This window comes from Mycobacterium sp. NGS54 (genome assembly GCF_059812465.1).
The window spans coordinates 166,810-186,536 of sequence record NZ_JCALCS010000001.1 but is presented as its reverse complement, the minus strand read 5'-3'; the positions used below and the strand labels follow the sequence as shown (position 1 = coordinate 186,536).

General features: G+C 67.5%; 16 protein-coding genes and 3 pseudogenes. 15 read left to right on the top strand and 4 right to left on the bottom strand.

Translation table 11 applies throughout. The features are described 5' to 3' along the window. Positions 1-54 precede the first annotated feature (54 nt). Complete coding sequence (locus AC5Y5E_RS00895; RefSeq protein ID WP_499901129.1) at positions 55-2,232, top strand: acyl-CoA dehydrogenase family protein; 2,178 nt, start codon at positions 55-57, stop codon at positions 2,230-2,232. 75 nt (positions 2,233-2,307) lie between these two features. On the opposite strand, the gene AC5Y5E_RS00890 is transcribed toward AC5Y5E_RS00895, so the two are convergent. Then, positions 2,308-2,643: a Zn-ribbon domain-containing OB-fold protein gene (locus AC5Y5E_RS00890; protein ID WP_499901128.1), complete on the bottom strand. Its 336-nt coding sequence runs from the start codon at positions 2,641-2,643 to the stop codon at positions 2,308-2,310. A 63-nt stretch (positions 2,644-2,706) separates the two neighbouring features. On the opposite strand from AC5Y5E_RS00890, the gene AC5Y5E_RS00885 reads away from it, so the two are divergent. From AC5Y5E_RS00885 to AC5Y5E_RS00870, 4 genes are all read left to right on the top strand, one after another. Continuing rightward, a complete protein-coding gene (locus AC5Y5E_RS00885) occupies positions 2,707-3,900 on the top strand; it encodes a thiolase family protein (RefSeq protein ID WP_499901127.1) in 1,194 nt (397 codons plus the stop codon). 8 nt (positions 3,901-3,908) lie between these two features. Then, positions 3,909-5,348: a FadR/GntR family transcriptional regulator gene (locus AC5Y5E_RS00880; RefSeq protein ID WP_499901126.1), complete on the top strand. Its 1,440-nt coding sequence runs from the start codon at positions 3,909-3,911 to the stop codon at positions 5,346-5,348. 98 nt (positions 5,349-5,446) lie between these two features. After that, a complete protein-coding gene (locus tag AC5Y5E_RS00875; RefSeq protein WP_499901125.1) occupies positions 5,447-6,451 on the top strand; it encodes an anti-sigma factor RsbA family regulatory protein in 1,005 nt (334 codons plus the stop codon). A 207-nt stretch (positions 6,452-6,658) separates the two neighbouring features. Then, positions 6,659-7,132: a homocitrate synthase gene (locus tag AC5Y5E_RS00870; protein WP_499901124.1), complete on the top strand. Its 474-nt coding sequence runs from the start codon at positions 6,659-6,661 to the stop codon at positions 7,130-7,132. A gap of 78 nt (positions 7,133-7,210) precedes the next feature. Here the strand turns inward: AC5Y5E_RS00870 and AC5Y5E_RS00865 are convergent, their stop codons facing one another. Continuing rightward, positions 7,211-8,695 carry a cytochrome P450 gene (locus AC5Y5E_RS00865; RefSeq protein WP_499901123.1) on the bottom strand — a complete coding sequence of 495 codons (1,485 nt, stop codon included), beginning with the start codon at positions 8,693-8,695 and terminating at the stop codon, positions 7,211-7,213. 116 nt (positions 8,696-8,811) lie between these two features. Between AC5Y5E_RS00865 and AC5Y5E_RS00860 the strand changes: the two genes are divergently transcribed. Together AC5Y5E_RS00860 and AC5Y5E_RS00855 are read left to right on the top strand one after the other, a co-directional pair. After that, positions 8,812-9,465: a TetR/AcrR family transcriptional regulator gene (locus tag AC5Y5E_RS00860; RefSeq protein WP_499901122.1), complete on the top strand. Its 654-nt coding sequence runs from the start codon at positions 8,812-8,814 to the stop codon at positions 9,463-9,465. Positions 9,466-9,483: 18 nt separating this feature from the next. Next, entirely contained in the window at positions 9,484-10,398 is a 915-nt protein-coding gene (locus AC5Y5E_RS00855; protein WP_499901121.1) for an SDR family oxidoreductase, read from the top strand. Here AC5Y5E_RS00855 and AC5Y5E_RS00850 read toward each other — a convergent pair. Together AC5Y5E_RS00850 and AC5Y5E_RS00845 are read right to left on the bottom strand one after the other, a co-directional pair. Then, complete coding sequence (locus AC5Y5E_RS00850) at positions 10,360-11,388, bottom strand: DNA polymerase IV (protein WP_499901120.1); 1,029 nt, start codon at positions 11,386-11,388, stop codon at positions 10,360-10,362. The genes AC5Y5E_RS00855 and AC5Y5E_RS00850 overlap by 39 nt on opposite strands. 7 nt (positions 11,389-11,395) lie before the next feature. Continuing rightward, the gene (locus AC5Y5E_RS00845; protein WP_499901119.1) at positions 11,396-11,995 is read right to left on the bottom strand and encodes a TetR/AcrR family transcriptional regulator; all 600 of its coding nucleotides are present in this window, start codon (positions 11,993-11,995) and stop codon (positions 11,396-11,398) included. 88 nt (positions 11,996-12,083) lie between these two features. On the opposite strand from AC5Y5E_RS00845, the gene AC5Y5E_RS00840 reads away from it, so the two are divergent. From AC5Y5E_RS00840 to AC5Y5E_RS00805, 8 genes and pseudogenes are all read left to right on the top strand, one after another. Then, positions 12,084-12,641: an NAD(P)H-dependent oxidoreductase gene (locus tag AC5Y5E_RS00840; RefSeq protein WP_499901118.1), complete on the top strand. Its 558-nt coding sequence runs from the start codon at positions 12,084-12,086 to the stop codon at positions 12,639-12,641. 532 nt (positions 12,642-13,173) lie between these two features. Further along, the gene (locus tag AC5Y5E_RS00835) at positions 13,174-13,413 is read left to right on the top strand and encodes a redoxin NrdH (RefSeq protein WP_499901117.1); all 240 of its coding nucleotides are present in this window, start codon (positions 13,174-13,176) and stop codon (positions 13,411-13,413) included. A gap of 33 nt (positions 13,414-13,446) precedes the next feature. Next, on the top strand, positions 13,447-13,899 hold the full coding sequence (gene nrdI, locus AC5Y5E_RS00830) for a class Ib ribonucleoside-diphosphate reductase assembly flavoprotein NrdI (protein WP_499901116.1): 453 nt from the start codon (positions 13,447-13,449) through the stop codon (positions 13,897-13,899). Further along, a pseudogene (locus tag AC5Y5E_RS00825) lies at positions 13,869-14,426 on the top strand (ribonucleotide reductase N-terminal alpha domain-containing protein); the annotation flags it as partial. The gene nrdI and the pseudogene AC5Y5E_RS00825, both read left to right, overlap by 31 nt. Before the next feature lie 6 nt (positions 14,427-14,432). Then, positions 14,433-15,620: pseudogene (locus AC5Y5E_RS00820) on the top strand (LAGLIDADG family homing endonuclease); the annotation flags it as partial. 24 nt (positions 15,621-15,644) lie between these two features. Beyond that, positions 15,645-17,261, top strand: a pseudogene (gene nrdE / locus AC5Y5E_RS00815) (class 1b ribonucleoside-diphosphate reductase subunit alpha); the annotation flags it as partial. 69 nt (positions 17,262-17,330) lie between these two features. Next, positions 17,331-18,062 carry a TetR/AcrR family transcriptional regulator gene (locus tag AC5Y5E_RS00810; protein WP_499901115.1) on the top strand — a complete coding sequence of 244 codons (732 nt, stop codon included), beginning with the start codon at positions 17,331-17,333 and terminating at the stop codon, positions 18,060-18,062. Between the two features lie 117 nt (positions 18,063-18,179). Then, positions 18,180-19,715 (top strand): flavin-containing monooxygenase, encoded by a 1,536-nt coding sequence (locus AC5Y5E_RS00805; RefSeq protein ID WP_499901824.1) that lies wholly within the window; start codon positions 18,180-18,182, stop codon positions 19,713-19,715. Positions 19,716-19,727: the final 12 nt, after the last annotated feature.

Genomic DNA, 19,727 nt, shown 5'->3' with positions numbered 1-19,727 from the left:
CCCGCTCCCCTCGGAGCGGGGCAGGCAGTCAGCCCGATAGCGAGGAGGCCCCTCATGGGTATCGCCCTGACCGACGACCATCGCGAACTCGCCGAGGTGGCCCGCGCGTTTTTGACCGCACAGAAGGCGCGCTGGGCGGCCCGCTCCCTGCTCGATGCGGCCGACGAATCCCGGCCCCCGTTCTGGCACGACCTGGTGGAGCTCGGCTGGCTCGGGTTGCACGTCGACGAGGAACACGGCGGCTCGGGCTATGGGCTGCCCGAGCTCGTCGTGGTCGTCGAGGAACTCGGCCGCGCGGTGGCGCCGGGGCCGTTCGTGCCGACCGTGATCGCCTCGGCGGTGCTCGCGAAAGACGGCACCCCAGAGCAGAAGTCGCGGCTGCTTCCCGGGCTGATAGACGGCACCGTCACCGGGGGGATCGGCCTGGACGGCGAGGTGCGGGTCAGCGACGGCGTGGCGGACGGCGACGCCGGAATCGTGCTGGGTGCCGGGCTCGCCGAGCTGCTGGTCGTCGCCGCCGGTGACGACGTGCTGCTGCTGGACCGGACCCGCGACGGCGTGTCGGTGGAGGTGCCGGAGAACCTCGATCCCACCCGGCGCTCCGGGCGCGTGCGCCTGAACGGCGTGCGCGTCACCGCCGACGACATCGTGGCGGGCGCGCGGCCGTCGGCGCTGGCCCGGGCTCGGACGTTGCTCGCGGCGGAGGCCGTCGGCGGATCGTCGGATTGCGTCGAGGCCGCCGTCGCCTATGCCAAGGTGCGCCAGCAGTTCGGCCGGACCATCGCGACCTTCCAGGCGGTCAAGCATCACTGCGCGAACATGCTGGTGGCCGCCGAGTCGGCGACCGCCGCGGTGTGGGACGCGTCGCGCGCTGCGGAAGAGGACTCCTCAGAGGACGAAGCCCAGTTCCGCCTTGCCGCCGCGGTGGCCGGCGCGCTGGCCTTCCCGGCGTATGCGCGCAACGCCGAACTGAACATTCAGGTGCACGGGGGCATTGGCTTCACCTGGGAGCACGACGCGCACCTGCACCTGCGCCGGGCGCTGGTGACCACGGCGCTGTTCGGCGGGGACGCGCCGGCCGCCGATGCGTTCGAGCGCACCGCGGCCGGCGCCGTGCGGGAGAACAGCCTGGACCTGCCGCCCGAGGCCGAGCAGCTGCGCACCCGGATCCACGCCGACGCCGCCGAGATCGCGGCTTTGGACAAGCAGGCGCAGCGCGACAGGCTGATCGAGACGGGCTACGTGATGCCGCACTGGCCCAAGCCGTGGGGGCGCGGCGCCGACGCGGTGGAGCAGCTGGTGATCGAGGAGGAGTTCGGCGCCGCGGGCATCAAGCGGCCGGACTACGGGATCACAAGCTGGGTGATCCTGACCCTGATTCAGCACGGGACGCCTTGGCAGATCGAACGATTCGTGGAGAAGGCGCTGCGCAAGGACGAGGTCTGGTGTCAGCTGTTCTCCGAGCCGGACGCGGGATCGGACGCGGCGTCCATCAAGACCCGCGCCACCCGGGTCGACGGCGGCTGGAAGATCAACGGGCAGAAGGTGTGGACCAGCGGCGCGCACTACTGCGCGCGGGGCCTGGCCACCGTGCGCACCGACCCCGACGCACCCAAGCATGCCGGGATCACCACGGTGATCGTCGACATGAACGCCCCGGAGGTCGAGGTGCGGCCGCTGCGGCAGATCACCGGCGGCTCGGATTTCAACGAGGTGTTCTTCAACGACCTGTTCGTCCCCGACGAGGACGTCGTCGGGGCGCCCAACACCGGATGGACCGTCGCCCGGGCCACGCTCGGCAACGAACGCGTCAGCATCGGCGGCAGTGGGTCGTTCTACGAGGGTCTGGCGGAGATGCTGATCGATTTGGCCAAGCAGCGGCCGGATCAGTTGGCGGGGGCCAAGATTCGCGTGGGCAACTACCTGGCCGACGATCACGCACTGCGGCTGCTGAACCTGCGCCGCGTCGCCCGCAGCGTCGAGGGGGCGGGCCCGGGCCCGGAGGGCAACGTCACCAAGCTGAAGCTGGCCGAGCACATGGTCGAGGGCGCCGCGATCTCGGCCGCTCTGCTGGGTTCCGAGGTCGCGCTGGCCGACGGGCCGGGAGCGCTGGCGGCCCGCATGATCATGGGCGCGCGCGGCATGTCGATCGCCGGCGGCACCTCCGAGGTGACCCGCAATCAGATCGCCGAGCGGATCCTGGGCATGCCGCGCGACCCGCTGATCAACTAGCTGGGTTCTGTCGCCGAGCAGACGCAGAATCGCACTGAAAACCCGAAATTTGTGCGATTCTGCGTCTGCTCGCGGTCATGGGGCCGGCGCGAATTGCGGCGCCCCGCCGCTGCCCTTCTCGGGCTGGACGGCGACGGGCATCCCGCACGTCACTGAATCCGGCTCGCAGCCAACGATGTTGGCGGCCAGCCGCAGCCCGCTCTGTTCGGCGAGCTCGACGATCGCGATCACGTAGGGCGTCGGGATCTCCGGGTTATACGGGTGGTGGTTCACCGTGTAGGTGAACACCGTGCCGCGCCCCGAAACCGGCCGCGCCACCAGCGGTCCGCCGCAATCCCGGCATTCGCCGGCCGCCGGGTGGACCCAGCGCGCGCAAGCGTCGCAGTGTTCGATGAGCAACTCGCCTGACACGGCCAATACAGTACACTCTATTGGTTCGGCGTGGGCGGCAGGTTGGTTGGACGGATGGTGCACATGACCTACTTCGAAAAAGACGCGATCATTTCCGGGCTCGGCATCTCGCGAATCGGCCGTCGCACCGGGATCCCGGGCCTGGAGCTGACCATGGAGGCGGTGCGCGCCGCCATCGCGGACGCCGGCCTCGCGCCGGCCGACGTCGACGGGATCGCCACCCTCGGCGACACGCCGGCCGCCGACGTCAACGCCGAACTGCGGATCGAGGCGGCGGACTGCGGGGCCGGCTTCGGCACCGGCGGCCTGCTGAGCCCGGTGATGTCGGCTTGCCGTGCGGTCGCCGAACGACGCGCACGCCACGTCGTCGTCTACCGGACGATACAAATGCTCGGCGGAACGGTCCCGGTCAAGCGCGAGGAAAACGCGCCGGCGCCCGCGCTCGCGCGGATGTTCGAGACGCCCGAAGGCGCACCGAAGCCGGCCGTCGGTGCGATGGACGATGTCAACGACCTGGTTGCGGCCCACGCCTATTCCGCCGCGAACTGGCTGGCGCTGAACTGCCGCCGCCACATGGAGCTGTACGGGACCACCAAGGAACAGCTGGGCTGGCTGGCGCTCAACGGCAGACGCAACGCCGCGCTGAATCCCCTTGCGGTCTACCGCGAACCGATGACCATGGCCGACTACCTGGGGGCGCGGCCGGTGTCGACGCCGTTCGGCCTGCTGGACTGCGACGTCCCCATCGACGGCTCGATCGCGGTGGTGGTGTCGAACGCGGACTATGCCCGCGACTGCCCGCACCGCGCGGTGGCGGTGGAGGCGATCGGCGGATCCGACGGCGCCGGCGGCTGGTTCCACCGCGACGACTACCCGAAGATGGCGATGTCCGACGCGACCGCGCAGATGTGGTCGCGAACCCAGTTGACGCCCGCCGACCTGGAGCTGGCCGAGTTGTACGACGGTTTCACGTTTCTCACCCTCGCGTGGCTGGAGGCGCTGGGGGTATGCGGCGACGGCGAGGCCGGGCCGTTCGTCGAGGGCGGAGCGCGGATCGCCCGCGACGGCCAACTGCCGCTGAACACCTACGGCGGCCAGCTGTCGGCGGGGCGCATGCACGGCTACTGGGCTTTGCACGAAGGGTGCCTGCAGCTGCGCGGCGAAGCGGGGGAGCGTCAGGTGTCGAAACGCCCCGAGGTCGGCGTGGTTTCCGTGGGCGGTGGACCCGTCGCCGGATGCATGTTGCTCACTTGCTGAGATAGCTCGTGGCACAGCGCGATTCCGGTCCGGCGGACAAACTCGCCGCGCAGATTGCCCGCCACATCGAGGCGGACATAGTCCGCCGCGGCTGGACCGTCGGCGAATCGCTGGGTTCCGAACACGCCCTGCAACAGCGGTATGGCGTGAGTCGATCGGTGCTGCGGGAGGCGGTTCGCCTGGTCGAACACCACCAGGTCGCCCGGATGCGCCGCGGACCGGGCGGCGGGTTGCTGATCTGCCGGCCGGACGCCGGCCCCGCGACCCGCGCCGTGGTGATCTACCTCGAGTACCTCGGCATCACGCTGGTCGACCTGCTCAACGCGCGTCTGGTGCTCGAGCCGCTGGCGGCGTCCCTGGCGGCGGAACGCATCGACGAAGCCGGCATCGACCGGCTACGCGCGGTGTTGCGGGCGGAGGAGCAGTGGCGGCCGGGCCTGCCGGCGCCGCGCGACGAGTTCCACATCGCGCTGGCGGAGCAATCGAAAAGCCCGGTCCTGCAATTGTTCATCGACATCCTGATGCGGCTCACCACGCGATACGCCCTGCAGTCGCGGGCCGGCTCGGCGACCGAGGCCATCGAGGCCGTCGAGCACATGAACAGGGACCACTCCCGGCTCGTCGGGGCCGTCACCGCCGGCGACGCGGCGCGGGCCAAGACGCTCTCCGAACGACACGTCGAAGCGGTGACCGCCTGGCTGCAGCGGCATTACCCCGGCGAGGGGACCCGGGCGCGGGGGGCGCGCCGGCTGCGGGCCGTCGACGGTGACGCGCCGCACGGCAAGCTCGCCGAGATGCTGGCCGCCACCATCGGCGACGAGATCGCGGCCGACGGCTGGCAGGTCGGCTCGGTATTCGGAACGGAGACCGCCCTGCTGGAGCGCTACCGCGTCAGCCGCGCGGTGTTCCGGGAAGCGGTGCGGCTGCTCGAATATCACTCGGTGGCGCGGATGCGTCGCGGGCCCGGCGGCGGGTTGATCGTCACCGAACCGCATGCCGAGGCCAGCATCGACACCATCGCGCTGTACCTGCAATACCGCGGGCCGACGCGGGAAGACTTGCGCTGCGTCCGCGATGCCATCGAGATCGACAACGTCGCCAGAATCGTCAAGCGGCGCAGCGAGTCCGGGGTGGCGGCGTTTTTGGCAACCCGACCGGGCCCGCACGCCGGCGACGTGCGAAAGGCGGTCGCCGAGGAGGTCCGGTTCCACCTCGGATTGGCGCAGCTGGCCGGCAACGCGCTGCTGGACCTGTTCCTGCGCATCATCATCGAGCTGTTTCGTCGGCACTGGACCAGTACCGCGCCGACGGAGCCGTCCTGGACCGACGTCGACGCCGTCGAGCACGCTCATCTGCGGATTCTGCAGGCGATCGAAGACGGCGACGACAGCCTCGCCCGCTACCGCATCCGTCGGCACCTGGACGCCGCCGCCTCCTGGTGGCTGTAGCCGCCCGGGTGTGACGCGGTCGTCGGCATACCGAACGGCCTTCTGGGGTACTGAAGTGGGAAGTGACGTACGGCCGGTCCAGCAGGGGGTTGGCACTTGTGATCGAAAGCGAGCGCGCAAGGGTGACGGGGGGCGTGGGGGGAACGCAAGCCGCTCAATCGGGTTTCGTTCATTCCGGGCTGCTTTACCGTTCGCAAGGGGAGTGCCGCGACTTTGTGGTTCGCTTCATCGTCGACGGGTTGGCGCTGGGCGAGGCCGTTCTGGTGGCGGTGCCCGGCGACAAGCTGGACGCGCTGAGCGAGGCGTTGCCCGGACCCGACGGCGGCTTCGCCGCGGAACTGCGGATGGTCGACATCGCCGAGATCGGCCGAAACCCGAGCCGATTCATGGCCATGGAGGGTTCCTTCATCGACGAGCACCGGGGTCGGCGGGTGCGAATCGTGAGCGAGCTGGCCTGGCCGGAACGCACCGACGAGGAAATCGTCGCCTGCTCCGAACACGAGGCGCTGGTCAACTCAGCCCTCGAGGGATACCCGGCGACCGGATTGTGCCTGTACGACGCGAGCGTGCTGGGTGACGAGGTGCTGGCGGACGCCCGCGCGACGCACCCCTTGCTGTGGAGCGGCGGCGCGCTGCAGCGCAGCGCCGAATACGCGCCCGACGACGTCCTGGATCGGTGCAACCAACCGCTCGCCGTCAATCCGGGCGCCGTCACGTACATGGTCAGGAAGTCGGCGGACCTGCGGCCCGCCCGCTCGTTCGCCGTCGACTACGCCGGCTGGGTGGGGATGTCGCCGGACGGCATCGAGGACTTGCAGCTGATCGCCACGGAGCTGGCCAGCAACAGCCTGATGTACACCGACGGGGCCTGCCGCCTGGCCTTCTGGCGCGAGGACGAGCATCTGGTCTGCGAGGCGCGCGACACCGGACGGCTGGGCGACCCGCTGGTGGGGCGCCTGGACCCCGGCCCGAGCGGCCCGGCCAGTCGCGGGCTGTATCTGGTCAACGCCATATCCGACCTGGTCCGCACGCACACCACGCCGGCCGGGACGACGATCCAGGCCTATCTGCGGGTCGACGCGTCGTCCGGGTCGAACGGATAGGAAGCACTTGTGCGGCAAGGCCTTAGCCCGCCGCGCGAAATAGATTTGCAATTGCGCGCCGGAGGCGTCTAATGTCGGCGCTCGTGCGTCTTCATCGTGCCGTAGTAGCCAGCACCCGCAGCGGGGTCTGATCCCAGACCGACCCCCCGCTGTGGGTCGGAAGCTACTACCGTCGGTCGCTCCTGCTGATCAGAGAAGACCGAAACCGTGGCTCTCACCAAATCCCTCGCCCCCTCAGGCGCCCACTTCGGCGCAGCCTTGCCGCGCGGGCTGCGCGAGGAGGCCGAGGCGATGTCGTGGGAGGCCTTCGTCGCCACCTACGGTCGCACCGCCGGCCCGCTGCGACTGGGGCACTGGGCCTGCACCGACGCCGAGCGACCCGCGGGGCGGCTCGGCCCACAGGCCCGCAATTTCCGGGCGATGATCGCCGTCGGCGACCACATCAGCGCGTCCACCGCCGCCGCCAGCGGTCCGATCGCCGCCCTCACCGAGATGCTGCACCAGCGCGGGATCACGGTGGAGATGCTGCGGTTTCACCAGATCGGTTGCGGCGCGGACACGGCCACGTTCATCCGCGGCAGCGACGGGATTCGCGCCGAGTGGGCGATGGGCCTCTCGGAGGATCCGACCCAGTCGGCGCTGCGCGCGGTGATCGCGTGCGCGAACCGGCTCCTGGCCTGACTGTGCCGAGCAGACGCAGAATCGCACGTTTGCGGCGTGCGCAGTGCGATTCTGCGTCTGGTGGCCGGGCAGAGAGGACTAGAGCGGGCGCAGCACGATCGGCATGCCGTCCTTGGGCACCGGCATGCCGCCGTAGTCCCACTCGGCCTGGTATCCCGGGCGGGGCAGCTCGAGCCGGTAGCGACGCAGCAGGCGGTGCAGGATCGACTTGATCTCCAACTGCCCGAACACCATTCCGATGCACTTGTGCGCGCCGCCGCCGAACGGCGTCCATCCATAGCGGTGCCGCTTGTGCTCGCTGCGCGGCTCGGTGAACCGGTCCGGGTCGAACTTCAGCGGGTCCGTCCACAGTTCCGGCAGCCGGTGGTTCATCCCGGGATAGGCGATGACGTTGGTGCCCTTGGGGATGTAGTAGCCCAGCAGGTCGGTGTCGCGCACGGTCTGACGCATGGCCCACTGCACCGGAGTCACCAGCCGGATCGACTCGTTCATCACCAGGTCCAGCGACTCGAGCTTCTCCAGGGAGTCGATGTCGAGCGGCCCGTCGCCGATCAGGCGGTCCGACTCGTCGCGGCAGCGCTCCTGCCACTCCGGGTGGGCGGCCAGCTGGTAGACCATCGTCGTGGCGGTCGACGTCGACGTGTCGTGCGCGGCCATCATCAGAAAGATCATGTGGTTGACGATGTCCTCGTCGGAGAACTTGTTGCCGTCCTCGTCCTCGGTCTGGCACAGCACGGACAGCAGGTCGTTGCCGTCCTTCCCGCGCTGTTCCTTGACGCGCTCGCGGAAGTAGTTCTCCAGCAGTTCGCGCGCCTTCAGGCCGCGCCACCAGGTGAACGGCGGGACACCGGTGCGGATGATCGCGTTCCCGGCGCGGGTGGTGACCGTGAACGCCCTGTTCACCTTGGTCACCAGCTCGCGGTCGGTGCCCGGCTCATGCCCCATGAACACCATCGAGGCGATGTCGAGCGTCAGCTCCTTCATCGCGGGGTAGAGCAGGAAGCGCGCGTCGTTGACCACCCAGTCGTCGGCGACTGTCTGGGTTATCACCTTGTCCATCTGCTCGACGTAGGAGACCAGCCGCGACCGGACGAACGCCTCCTGCATGATCCGCCGGTGGAACATGTGCTCTTCGAAGTCGAGCAGCATCAGCCCGCGGTGGAAGAACGGTCCGATCACCGGCACCCAGCCCTGCTGCGAGTAGTCCTTGTTGCGGTTGGAGTAGATGACCTGCGCCGCGTCGGGGCCCAGCGCCGCGACGCCCGGCAGGACCGGTGAGTCGCCGAAGACGACCGGGCCCTTGGTCTGGTACAGGAACATCAGATAGTCCGGTCCGCCGCGCAACATCTCGATGATGTGCCCGAGGACCGGCAGGCCCGCGTCGCCGAGCACCGGCTTGAGCCCGCTGTCCGGTGGCGGATCGGCGAGCTTGTGCTCCGGGAACTGGGTGTTCAGCAGCCTGCGTTCGACGAGGCCCATGCCCGGGAAGTTGTTGAACGACGGGGTCAACCGGCGCCGCGCCTGATCGAGCAGGTAGTGCGGGGTGCTGACAGTGGCGGCCATAGACGCTCCTTTGCGGGCCCGGGGCGGGTGACAGCGGTCACTGAGTCATAACCTTCGGGAAAAACTTGACGGCTGTCAAGTTTGCTTTTGCCGCGGCGTGGTGCAAGGTCGATGACGTGAGCAGCCACGCCGACGCGGACCCGGGTGAACCGGCCATTCGCCGGCGCGGCGACAAGCACCGGCAGGCGATCATGCAGGCGGTACGCGACCTGCTCGAGGAGAAGCCGTTCGCGGAATTGTCGGTCAGCACCATCAGCCTGCGCGCGGGGGTGGCCCGATCCGGCTTCTACTTCTACTTCGACTCCAAGTACGCGGTGCTCGCCCAGATCATGGCCGAGGCCGCCGAGGAACTCGAAGAGCTCACCCAGTACTTCGCCCCCCGCCAGCCCGGGGAGTCGCCGGAGCAGTTCGCCAAGCGGATGGTCCGCAGCGCCGCTGCGGTCTACGCGCACAACGACCCGGTGATGGCGGCCTGTAACTTGGCCCGCCACACCGACATTCAGATTCGCGAGCTTCTCGAGCGGCAGTTCGAGGGCGTGCTGGGCCAGATCACCGCGATCGTCGAGGCGGAGATCAAGGCGGGGACCGCCAGCCCGATCAGCGACGACGTCCCGGCGCTGGTGCGCACCCTGGCCGGCACCACTTCCCTGACCCTGAGCGGCGACCCGCTGCTCGCCGGACGCCAGGGTCACCAGGACGACATGGAGCGACGGGTGCGGGTGCTCGAGCAGCTGTGGCTCAATTCGCTCTGGGGTGGCGGCCCGAAGTAACGCGGTAGGGTCACGGCCATGGGGCTAGGGCTTCCGAGGACGACGGGGCGGTACTTCGCCGGGAAGCGGTGCCTGGTCACCGGCGCGGCCAGCGGAATCGGGCGCGCGACCGCGCTGCGATTGGCCGCACAGGGCGCCGAACTTTATCTGACCGACCGCAATTCGGACGGCCTGGAATCGACCGTGGCCGACGCCCGCGCGCTGGGCGCCGCAGTGCCCGTGCACCGCACGCTCGACATCGCCGACTACGACCAGGTGGCGGCGTTCGCCGCCGACATCCACGCCGGGCATTCGCCCATGGACGTCGTGCTGAACATCGCCGGCGTGTCGGCATGGGGCACGGTCGACCGGCTGACCCACGAGCAGTGGCGCAAGATGATCGCGATCAACCTGATGGGTCCGATCCACGTCATCGAGGCGTTCGTTCCCCCGATGCTGGCGGCCGGCCGGGGCGGGCATGTGGTCAACGTGTCGTCGGCCGCGGGGCTGGTGGCCCTGCCGTGGCACGCGGCCTACAGCGCGAGCAAGTTCGGCTTGCGCGGCCTGTCGGAGGTGTTGCGTTTCGACCTGGCGCGACAGGGCATCGGGGTGTCGGTGGTGGTGCCGGGCGCGGTGAAGACCCCGTTGGTCGACACGGTCGAGATCGCCGGAGTCGACCGCGAGGATCCCCGGGTCGCCCGCTGGGTGGACCGCTTCAGCGGTCACGCGGTGTCGCCGGAACGGGCCGCCGAGAAGATCCTGGCCGGGGTCGCGAAGAACCGCTACCTGATCTACACGTCGGGCGACATCCGTGCGCTGTACGCGTTCAAGCGGCTGGCCTGGTGGCCCTACAGCGTGGCGATGCGTCAGGTGAACGTGATCTTCACGCGCGCACTGCGTCCCGCCCCGGCGCCGCTAGTCGCCCATCGCCAGCTCGAGTCGCACGCCGAGTAACCGAATCGGGCGGTCCAGCTCGAAAAGGTCCAGCACGCGCAGGGCCGCTTGCGTGATGGTGTCGGCGTCGGTGGTGGGGACGGGCAGCTTGCGGATCTTGGTGCGGGTGTAAAACGTCGCGGTCCGCACGGTGATGGCCACGCGGGTGACGATCCGTCCGCCCGCCAGCACGTCGTCCAAAGCGTGGCGCGCCAATCCCGTTATGGCCGCATCCATTTCGGCCCGATCGGTGAGGTCGCGCGGAAAGGTGACGACGTGGCTGCGCGAGCGGGGTATCCACGGTTCGGCGCTGACGTGGGTGTCGCCGCCACCCTTGGCCAGCAGCAGCAGCCACAGGCCGGTGCGCGGGCCGAATGTCGACGTCAGCAGCTCGGCGTCGGCGTGCGCGAGCTGGCGCACCGTGGTGATATCAAGGACGGCAAGCTTTTTCGCCGTCTTGGGACCCACGCCCCACAGCGCGTCGACCGGGCGGTCCGCCATCACCGTCATCCAGTTCGCGTCGGTGAGCGCGAAGATGCCGGCCGGTTTCGCGAAGCCGGTGGCGACCTTGGCCCGCTGCTTGTTGTCGCTGATTCCGACCGAGCAGGACAGCCCGGTTTCCGACGCGACGACCGTTCGGATCTGTTCTGCCACCTCGGTCGGATCCCCGCCGTCGACGCCGACGTACGCCTCGTCCCAGCCCCACACCTCGACCGGGTGCCCGAGGTCGCGCAGCAGGCCCATCACCTGGTCGGAGGCCGCGTCGTAGGCGGCCGGGTCCGACGGCAGGAACGTCGCGTCGGGGCAGCGGCGGGCGGCGGTGCGCAACGGCATGCCGGCGTGCACGCCGAATTCGCGGGCCTCGTACGAGGCGCAGGTGACCACCTTGCGCGGTTCGGTCGGATCACCGCTGCCGCCGACGATGACCGGCAGCCCGGCCAGTTCGGGGTGGCGGCGCAGCTCGACCGACGCCAGAAACTGGTCGAGGTCGACGTGCAGGACCCAGCTCACGCGGCCGTCACCGCCCGCAGAGCTTGCGCGCCAGGCTTTCCCACGCGTCGCACAGCGTGTCCATCGTGTGCCCGCCGGTGAGTTGGTGTTCGACGTAATCGGCGTCGAGCAGGGCCAGCAGCGCGTCGGTCTGGACGTCGAGATCGCCGGTGGTGCCCGCCGAGGACAGCAGCACCCGCACGTGCGTGCGCTGCACGGCGCCCGCCCCGGCGTGGCGCAGCTGCGGGTCGCGGTTGGCCGCCGACAGCAGCGCGTGGTGGGTGTGGACGAAGCGCATCCGTTCGCGGCCGAAGGCGACCAGGCGATCCAGCGGTGGGGCGTCGGGCCCGAGCGGTGGCGGCCCAAACAGGAAAGCCTGCTGGCTGGCCCGCTCGTCCTCGTCGAGCAGCACCATCATCAGGCCCGCGCGGCTGCCGAAGCGGCGGAACAGCGTGCCCTTGCCGACGCCCGCGGCGGCGGCGACGTCGTCCATGGTGACCGCTTCCGCGCCGCGCTCTGCGACCAGCCTGCGGGCGGCCTGAAGCAGGAGCGCACGGTTGCGCGCCGCGTCGCCCCGTTCCTGGGGAACCGACACGGGCAACTCGCGCGACCGCTCGACACTGCTCACACCCGCACTTTAGCGCCGCCGGAATAAATCGGACTATGGTCCGGTTGGGGCGTGCGAGGATGTACACCAACAGCCGAAGGGACGAACAGTGGCAGAGATCAAGATCTTGGCGTTAGTGGGCAGTTTGCGCGCGGCGTCGATCAACCGCCAGATCGCCGAACTGGCGGGGGCGGTCGCTTCCGACGGCGTGACCGTCACGATCTTCGAGGGACTCGGCGAGGTGCCGTTCTACAACGAGGAGATCGACGACGCGATGACCACCGACGCCCCGCCGCTGGCCCCGGTGACCGCGCTGCGCGCCGCCGCGGCCGAGGCGGACGCCGCGTTGATCGTCACCCCCGAATACAACGGCAGCATCCCGGCGGTCATCAAGAACGCGATCGACTGGTTGTCCCGTCCCTTCGGCGACGGCGCGCTGAAGGGCAAGCCCCTGGCGGTCATCGGGGGTGGCTTCGGTCGGTACGGCGCGGTGTGGGCGCACGACGAGACCCGCAAGTCGTTCGGGATCGCCGGCGCCCGGGTGGTCGACGCGATCAAGCTGTCGGTGCCGTTCAAAACCCTGGACGGCAAGGCGCCCGCCGAGCACGCGGAGCTCTCGGCCAACGTGCGCGACGTCGTCGGCAAGCTGGCCGCCGAAGTCGGCTGAATTTGGCGGGAACGAACAAGCCGCTCCCCGGCCACCAGCGACGTTTCGTTAGTCGAATAGCCGAAGCCGCCAGCCCGCGCTGGCGGCTTTGCTGGTGATCGGGGCCGGGGCGGCCACGGCCCGGCGATCGGGCCGCTTCTGTCGGTGGCGGCTGATATACCGGTTCGCATGCCGACCCGAGACCAGTCTGTGATCTGCGACACGCCGGGCGAGTCGCGCCGGGAGGCCTTACGACCAGGGAATTTCAGAATTGTTATTCAGAACATCTTGTATCTAGACAACTTGTCGGCCACTAGGTGTAGTGTTTCGAGGCACCGGCAGATCCCAGGATCCCCACGCTGGCCGGGCTTGGGGACCTCCCCGAATCGGCTCGAAGATGTCGAAGGCGGCGCCTTCGCCGTCCAGCGCCGCAAGACGGGAATCTGGGGTCCTGACGGGCCGCTGAAACACAGCGAAGACCGAGTTCGTTGCAATACCCAAGTAGTTGCCAGTCCGTTACAGGTTCCCCACCTTCCGCAAAGGAGCGGCATCCATGAGCATCACCGTCTACACCAAGCCCGCGTGCGTGCAGTGCAGCGCCACCTTCAAGGCCCTGGACAAGCAGGGCATTGCCTACCAGAAGGTCGACATCACGCTGGACTCCGAGTCGCGGGACTACGTGATGGCGCTGGGCTACCTGCAGGCTCCCGTGGTGGTTGCGGACAACGACCACTGGTCGGGTTTCCGGCCCGATCGCATCAAGGCGCTCGCGGAGTCGGCGCTGAGCGCGTAGGCAAAGCGTTAGGTAAGGAAGGGTTGCGGTGGCATGGACATCGCAGGGCGCAACCTGGTCTATTTCTCTTCCGTGTCGGAGAGCACCCACCGCTTCGTGCAGAAGCTGGGTGTTCCCGCCACACGGATACCGCTGCACGGGCGCATCGAGGTCGGCGAGCCGTATGTGCTGATAGTGCCGACGTACGGCGGCGGACGGCACGACTTGGACACCAACGCTGCGGGGTATGTCCCTAAACAGGTCATCGCCTTCTTGAACAATGAGCTCAACCGGTCGTTGATCCGCGGCGTCATCGCCGCGGGCAACAACGACTACGGGATCGCATTCGCGTACGCGGGCAACATCATCTCGCGCAAGTGCGGCGTTCCCTACCTTTACCGCTTCGAACTGATGGGGACCCCCGACGACGTGGATGCCGTCCGCGCCGGTCTCGCCGATTTCTGGAAGGAACAGACGTGCCACCAACCGTCACTTCAGAGCCTGTAGCCGCCGGCACGCATGCGTCGACCGACGAAACGGACTACCACGCTCTGAACGCGATGCTGAACCTGTACGACAAGGACGGCAGGATTCAGTTCGACAAGGACGTGCTCGCGGCGCGCCAGTACTTCCTGGAGCACGTCAACCAGAACACCGTCTTCTTCCACAATCAGGACGAGAAGCTCGACTACCTGATCCGCGAGAACTATTACGAGCGTGAGGTTCTCGACCAGTACTCGCGCAACTTCGTCAAGGAGCTGCTGGACCGCGCGTACGCCAAGAAGTTCCGCTTTCCGACGTTTCTCGGCGCGTTCAAGTACTACACCTCCTACACGCTGAAGACGTTCGACGGGAAGCGCTATCTGGAGCGCTTCGAGGACCGCGTCGTCATGGTGGCGCTGACGTTGGCGTCCGGCGACACCGGGCTGGCCGAGAAGCTGGTCGACGAGATCATCGAAGGACGGTTCCAGCCGGCCACCCCGACGTTCCTGAACTCGGGCAAGAAGCAGCGCGGTGAGCCGGTTTCGTGTTTTCCTGCCGGAACCCCCGTGGACACCCCAGAGGGCCCGCAGGCCATCGAGACTTTGCGCGCAGGTGACCGGGTGCTTTCGCACGACGGATCCTTCTCCGTCGTCGAGTCCGTAATCGAGAACCCCAACGACCAAGCACTCATCTCGATTTCACACTTCGGGCACAAGGAGCCAATCCTGTGCACTCCCGAGCATCCGATCCTGGTGTGGACCACGCGTGATGTGCAGACACTTATCGATGGCGACGGAGCCGACTCCTTCAACGGATTCGTTTGGTTGGCTGCCAAAGACATTCGTCCCACCGACTTCATCGTGACGGCAGCACCGCTGGAGGAACGGTCGCGGCGTGTCTACGACCTGATGGAGTACGCCGGCGCAGGCGAGTATGAAGAGGTCGACGGGCTGATACGCAAGGTCAACACCGATCGCAAACACCGCAACAAGCAGCGTCACCATATGCGCTTCGTGTCGGTCAATCGCTATGTTGAAGAGTCGTACGACCTCGGCCTTCTCCTTGGCTGGTACGTCGCCGAAGGCCATATCTCTAAGCGATCGGGGCCTACGGGCAGGACTCCCAACGGTATCCACTTCACGATCGGCACGCACGAACTGTTGTACCAGCAGGAGTTGGCGGCGGCATTCAAGCGAGTCTTTGCAGCCGACCTCGCCGTCCACCAGAGTGTGTCCGACCAGTCGGTGCGCATGATTTGCAACAGCAAGGTCGTTGCGTCGCTGTTCCTCTCCCTGGTCGGCACGGGATATCACTCAAAGCGGTTGTCCCACGACGTCTTAACGGCCGACGAAGAGTTTCAGCGTGGATTGCTGGCCGGTTTGTTCCGCGGAGACGGGTGCAGCACCGCTGGCGGCATGGTGCTCGACCTGGTGAATCCGGAGCTGATCGATCAGGTGCAGCTACTGTTGCGCCGCAACGGGATCGTGTCCAGGGTCCGTCAATACACCAACCAATCGGGCAATGCGACGGGACAGGTGTTCGTGCCCGGTCTGCCCGGCGCCAACGAAGACTTCATCTTCGACGTCGGCAAGAACCTTCACAACTACGTCGGCCAGAAGGGGACCTCGCGCACGACCTATCGGGTCGTATACGGAAGGCACGTCTACGGCATTCGCGAATTGAGGCGCACAGATGAGGTTCCCTCCAAGGTGTACAACCTCCACGTCGAGGACACGCATACGTACACGATTCGCGGCACGGTAGTACACAACTGCTTCCTCCTCCGCATCGAGGACAACATGGAGTCGATCGGGCGATCGATCAACTCCGCCCTGCAGCTGTCCAAGCGCGGCGGGGGAGTTGCGTTGCTGCTCTCCAACATTCGCGAGCACGGCGCGCCGATCAAGAACATCGAGAACCAGTCCTCGGGTGTCATCCCGATCATGAAACTGCTGGAGGACTCGTTCTCCTACGCCAATCAGCTGGGGGCACGCCAGGGCGCCGGCGCGGTGTACCTGCAGGCGCATCACCCCGACATCTATCGCTTCCTGGACACCAAGCGGGAAAACGCCGACGAGAAGATCCGCATCAAGACCCTGAGCCTGGGGGTGGTGATCCCCGACATCACCTTCGAGCTGGCGAAGAAGAACGAGGACATGTACCTGTTCTCGCCGTACGACGTCGAGCGCGTCTACGGCGTGCCGTTCGCCGACATCTCGGTGACTGAGAAGTACTACGAGATGGTCGACGACGCGCGCATCCGCAAGACCAAGATCAAGGCGCGCGAGTTCTTCCAGACGCTGGCCGAGCTGCAGTTCGAGTCGGGCTACCCGTACATCATGTTCGAGGACACGGTGAACCGGGCCAACCCCATCGAGGGCAAGATCACGCATTCGAACCTGTGCTCGGAGATCCTGCAGGTGTCCACGCCGTCGTTGTTCAACGACGACTTGTCGTATGCCAAGGTCGGCAAGGACATTTCGTGCAACCTGGGGTCGCTGAACATCGCCAAGACGATGGATTCTCCGGACTTCGCCCAGACGATCGAGGTGTCCATCCGCGCGCTCACCGCGGTCAGCGACCAGACGCACATCACGTCGGTGCCCTCAATCGAGCAGGGCAACAACGATTCCCACGCGATCGGCCTCGGGCAGATGAACCTGCACGGCTACCTGGCCCGCGAGGGCATCTTCTACGGGTCCGAGGAAGGCATCGACTTCACCAACATCTACTTCTACACCGTGCTGTATCACGCGCTGCGGGCGTCGAACCGCATCGCGATCGAACGCGGCACCCACTTCAAGGGTTTCGAGCGCTCCAAGTACGCGTCGGGGGAGTTCTTCGACAAGTACACCGAGCAGGTGTGGGAGCCGGCGACCGACAAGGTGCGCCAACTGTTCGCCGACGCCGAGATCCGCATCCCCACCCAGGACGATTGGAAGCGGCTGAAGGAGTCGGTCCAGGCCAACGGCATCTACAACCAGAACCTGCAGGCGGTGCCGCCGACCGGGTCGATCTCCTACATCAACCACTCCACGTCGTCGATCCACCCCATCGTCTCCAAGGTCGAGATCCGCAAGGAGGGCAAGATCGGGCGGGTCTACTACCCGGCGCCCTACATGACCAACGAGAACCTGGAGTACTACCAGGACGCCTACGAGATCGGCTACGAGAAGATCATCGACACCTACGCCGCGGCCACCCAGCACGTGGACCAGGGGCTCTCGCTGACGCTGTTCTTCAAGGACACCGCCACCACCCGCGACGTGAACAAGGCGCAGATTTACGCCTGGCGCAAGGGGATCAAGACGCTGTATTACATCCGGCTGCGCCAGATGGCCCTGGAGGGCACCGAGGTGGAGGGTTGCGTCAGCTGCATGCTGTAGGGCGCCGCGCGCGTCGCGGCGGCGCCGGTCTGCCCAGGTCAGCGGCTCCTGCGCGGTATGGTGCTTGATGTGGTGAGAATTCCTCGACCTCCCCATCCGAGCGTGAAGCCCGGGGTGAAGGTCGACGCGCGCAGCGAGCGGTGGCGCGAACACCGCAAGAAGGTGCGCGGCGAGATCGTGGACGCGGCGTTCCGGGCGATCGACCGCCTGGGGCCCGAGCTGAGCGTGCGGGAGATCGCCGAGGAGGCCGGCACCGCCAAGCCCAAGATCTACCGGCACTTCCACGACAAGTCCGACCTGTTCCAGGCGATCGGCGAGCGCCTGCGCGACATGCTGTGGGGGGCGATCTTCCCGTCGATCGACCTGAAGACCGATTCGGCGCGCGAGGTGATCCGGCGCGCCGTCGAGGAGTACGTCAACCTGGTCGACCAGCACCCCAACGTGCTGCGGGTGTTCATCCAGGGCCGTTCGGCCGCGAGCCCCAAGATCCTGGAGGAGGGCCGCGGCATCACCCTGGCCGTGGCCGACATGTTCGACAACGAGCTGCGGGAGATGGAGCTGGACCACGCGGCGATCGAACTGGCCGGTAACGCCGCCTTCGGCTCGGCCGCCTCGGCCACCGAGTGGTGGCTGGGCCCCGAGGCCGACAGCCCGCGGCGCATGCCGCGCGAGCGATTCGTCGCCCACCTGACCACCATCATGATGGGCGTCATCGTCGGCACTGCCGACGCGCTGGGCATCGCGATGAATCCCGACCAGCCGATTCACAGCGTGGTGCCCAGCCGTCCCGCCGCCAGCTGAGGACCTTCGGCACGTTGACATCGTCCCGGCGATCGTCAACACTCGCCTTATCCGATACCCTGGGTACTGGGTATTTGCGTGAGCCAACAGGAAGACCGATCCGCCGTGACCGATGCCATGACACAAGCCGAGCCGACGCCACAGGCGCAGGAGCCGGTGCACACCCGCGCCCTGATCATCGGGACCGGTTTCTCCGGCCTGGGCATGGGCATCCGGCTGCAGCAACAGGGCGTGGACTTCGTCATCCTGGAGAAGGCCGGCGACGTCGGCGGCACGTGGCGCGACAACAGCTATCCCGGCTGCGCCTGCGACATCCCGTCGCACCTCTACTCGTTCTCCTTCGAGCCCAAGCCCGACTGGAAGAACCCGTTCTCGTATCAGCCCGAGATCTGGGACTACCTCAAGGGCGTCACCGAGAAATACGGGCTGCGCCGCTACATCGTGTTCAACTCACTGGTCGACCGGGGCCACTGGGACGACGACGAGAACCGCTGGCACGTGTTCACCACCGACGGACGTGAGTACGTAGCGCAGTTCCTCATCTCCGGTGCCGGCGCGTTGCACGTCCCGTCGTTCCCCGACATCGAGGGCCGCGACGAATTCGCCGGTCCCGCTTTCCATTCCGCGGAGTGGGACCACAGCGTCGACCTGACCGGCAAGCGGGTAGCCGTGATCGGCACCGGCGCCAGCGCGATCCAGATCGTGCCCGAGATCGTCGGGCAGGTGGCCGAGCTGCAGCTCTACCAGCGCACCCCGCCCTGGGTGGTGCCGCGGTCCAACCCCGAGCTGCCCGTGGCCCTGCGCCGGGCCATGGAGAACGTTCCCGGCCTGCGCGCGGCGGTGCGCATGGCGATCTACTGGGGCCAGGAGGCGCTGGCCTTCGGCATGACGAAGCGGCCGAACACGCTGAAGATCATCGAGGCCTACGCGAAATACAATATCCGGCGCTCGGTCAAGGACCGCGAGCTGCGCCGCAAGCTAACCCCGCACTACCGCATCGGTTGCAAGCGAATCCTGAACTCCTCCACGTATTACGGCGCAGTCGCCGACCCGAAGACCGAACTGGTCACCGACGGCATCACCCGGATCACGCGCGACGGGATCGTCACGGCCGACGGCCGGGAGCGCAAGGTGGATGTGATCGTCTACGGCACCGGCTTCCACGTCACCGACTCCTACACCTACGTCCAGATCAAGGGGCGACACGGCGAGGACCTGGTCGACCGCTGGAACCGCGAGGGCATCGGTGCGCATCGGGGCATCACCGTCGCCGACGTGCCCAACCTGTTCTTCCTGCTGGGACCCAACACGGGGCTCGGTCACAACTCCGTGGTGTTCATGATCGAATCCCAGATCCACTACGTCGCCGACGCGATCGCGAAATGCGACACGATGGGCGCGCAGGCGCTGGCGCCCACCCGCGAGGCGCAGGACGCCTTCAACGACGAACTGCAACAACGGCTTTCGCAGTCGGTGTGGAACAGCGGCGGCTGCAGCAGCTGGTACCTCGACGAGCACGGCAAGAACACCGTGCTGTGGGGCGGCTACACCTGGGAGTACTGGCGGGCCACCCGCGGGGTGAAGCCGGAGGAGTACCGCTTCTTCGGGGTCGGCAAGCGCAGCGACCGATCGGCGCCAGCCGTCGCGACCTGACCGCCTCGCCCG

Bases quoted from the DNA above. Each gene is read 5' to 3' on its own strand.
- AC5Y5E_RS00895 (WP_499901129.1), top strand. From the start codon at position 55: ATGGGTATCGCCCTGACCGACGACCATCGCGAACTCGCCGAGGTGGCC.
- AC5Y5E_RS00885 (WP_499901127.1), top strand. From the start codon at position 2,707: ATGACCTACTTCGAAAAAGACGCGATCATTTCCGGGCTCGGCATCTCG.
- AC5Y5E_RS00865 (WP_499901123.1), bottom strand. From the start codon at position 8,695: ATGGCCGCCACTGTCAGCACCCCGCACTACCTGCTCGATCAGGCGCGG.
- AC5Y5E_RS00855 (WP_499901121.1), top strand. From the start codon at position 9,484: ATGGGGCTAGGGCTTCCGAGGACGACGGGGCGGTACTTCGCCGGGAAG.
- AC5Y5E_RS00835 (WP_499901117.1), top strand. From the start codon at position 13,174: ATGAGCATCACCGTCTACACCAAGCCCGCGTGCGTGCAGTGCAGCGCC.
- nrdI (WP_499901116.1), top strand. From the start codon at position 13,447: ATGGACATCGCAGGGCGCAACCTGGTCTATTTCTCTTCCGTGTCGGAG.
- AC5Y5E_RS00805 (WP_499901824.1), top strand. From the start codon at position 18,180: ATGACACAAGCCGAGCCGACGCCACAGGCGCAGGAGCCGGTGCACACC.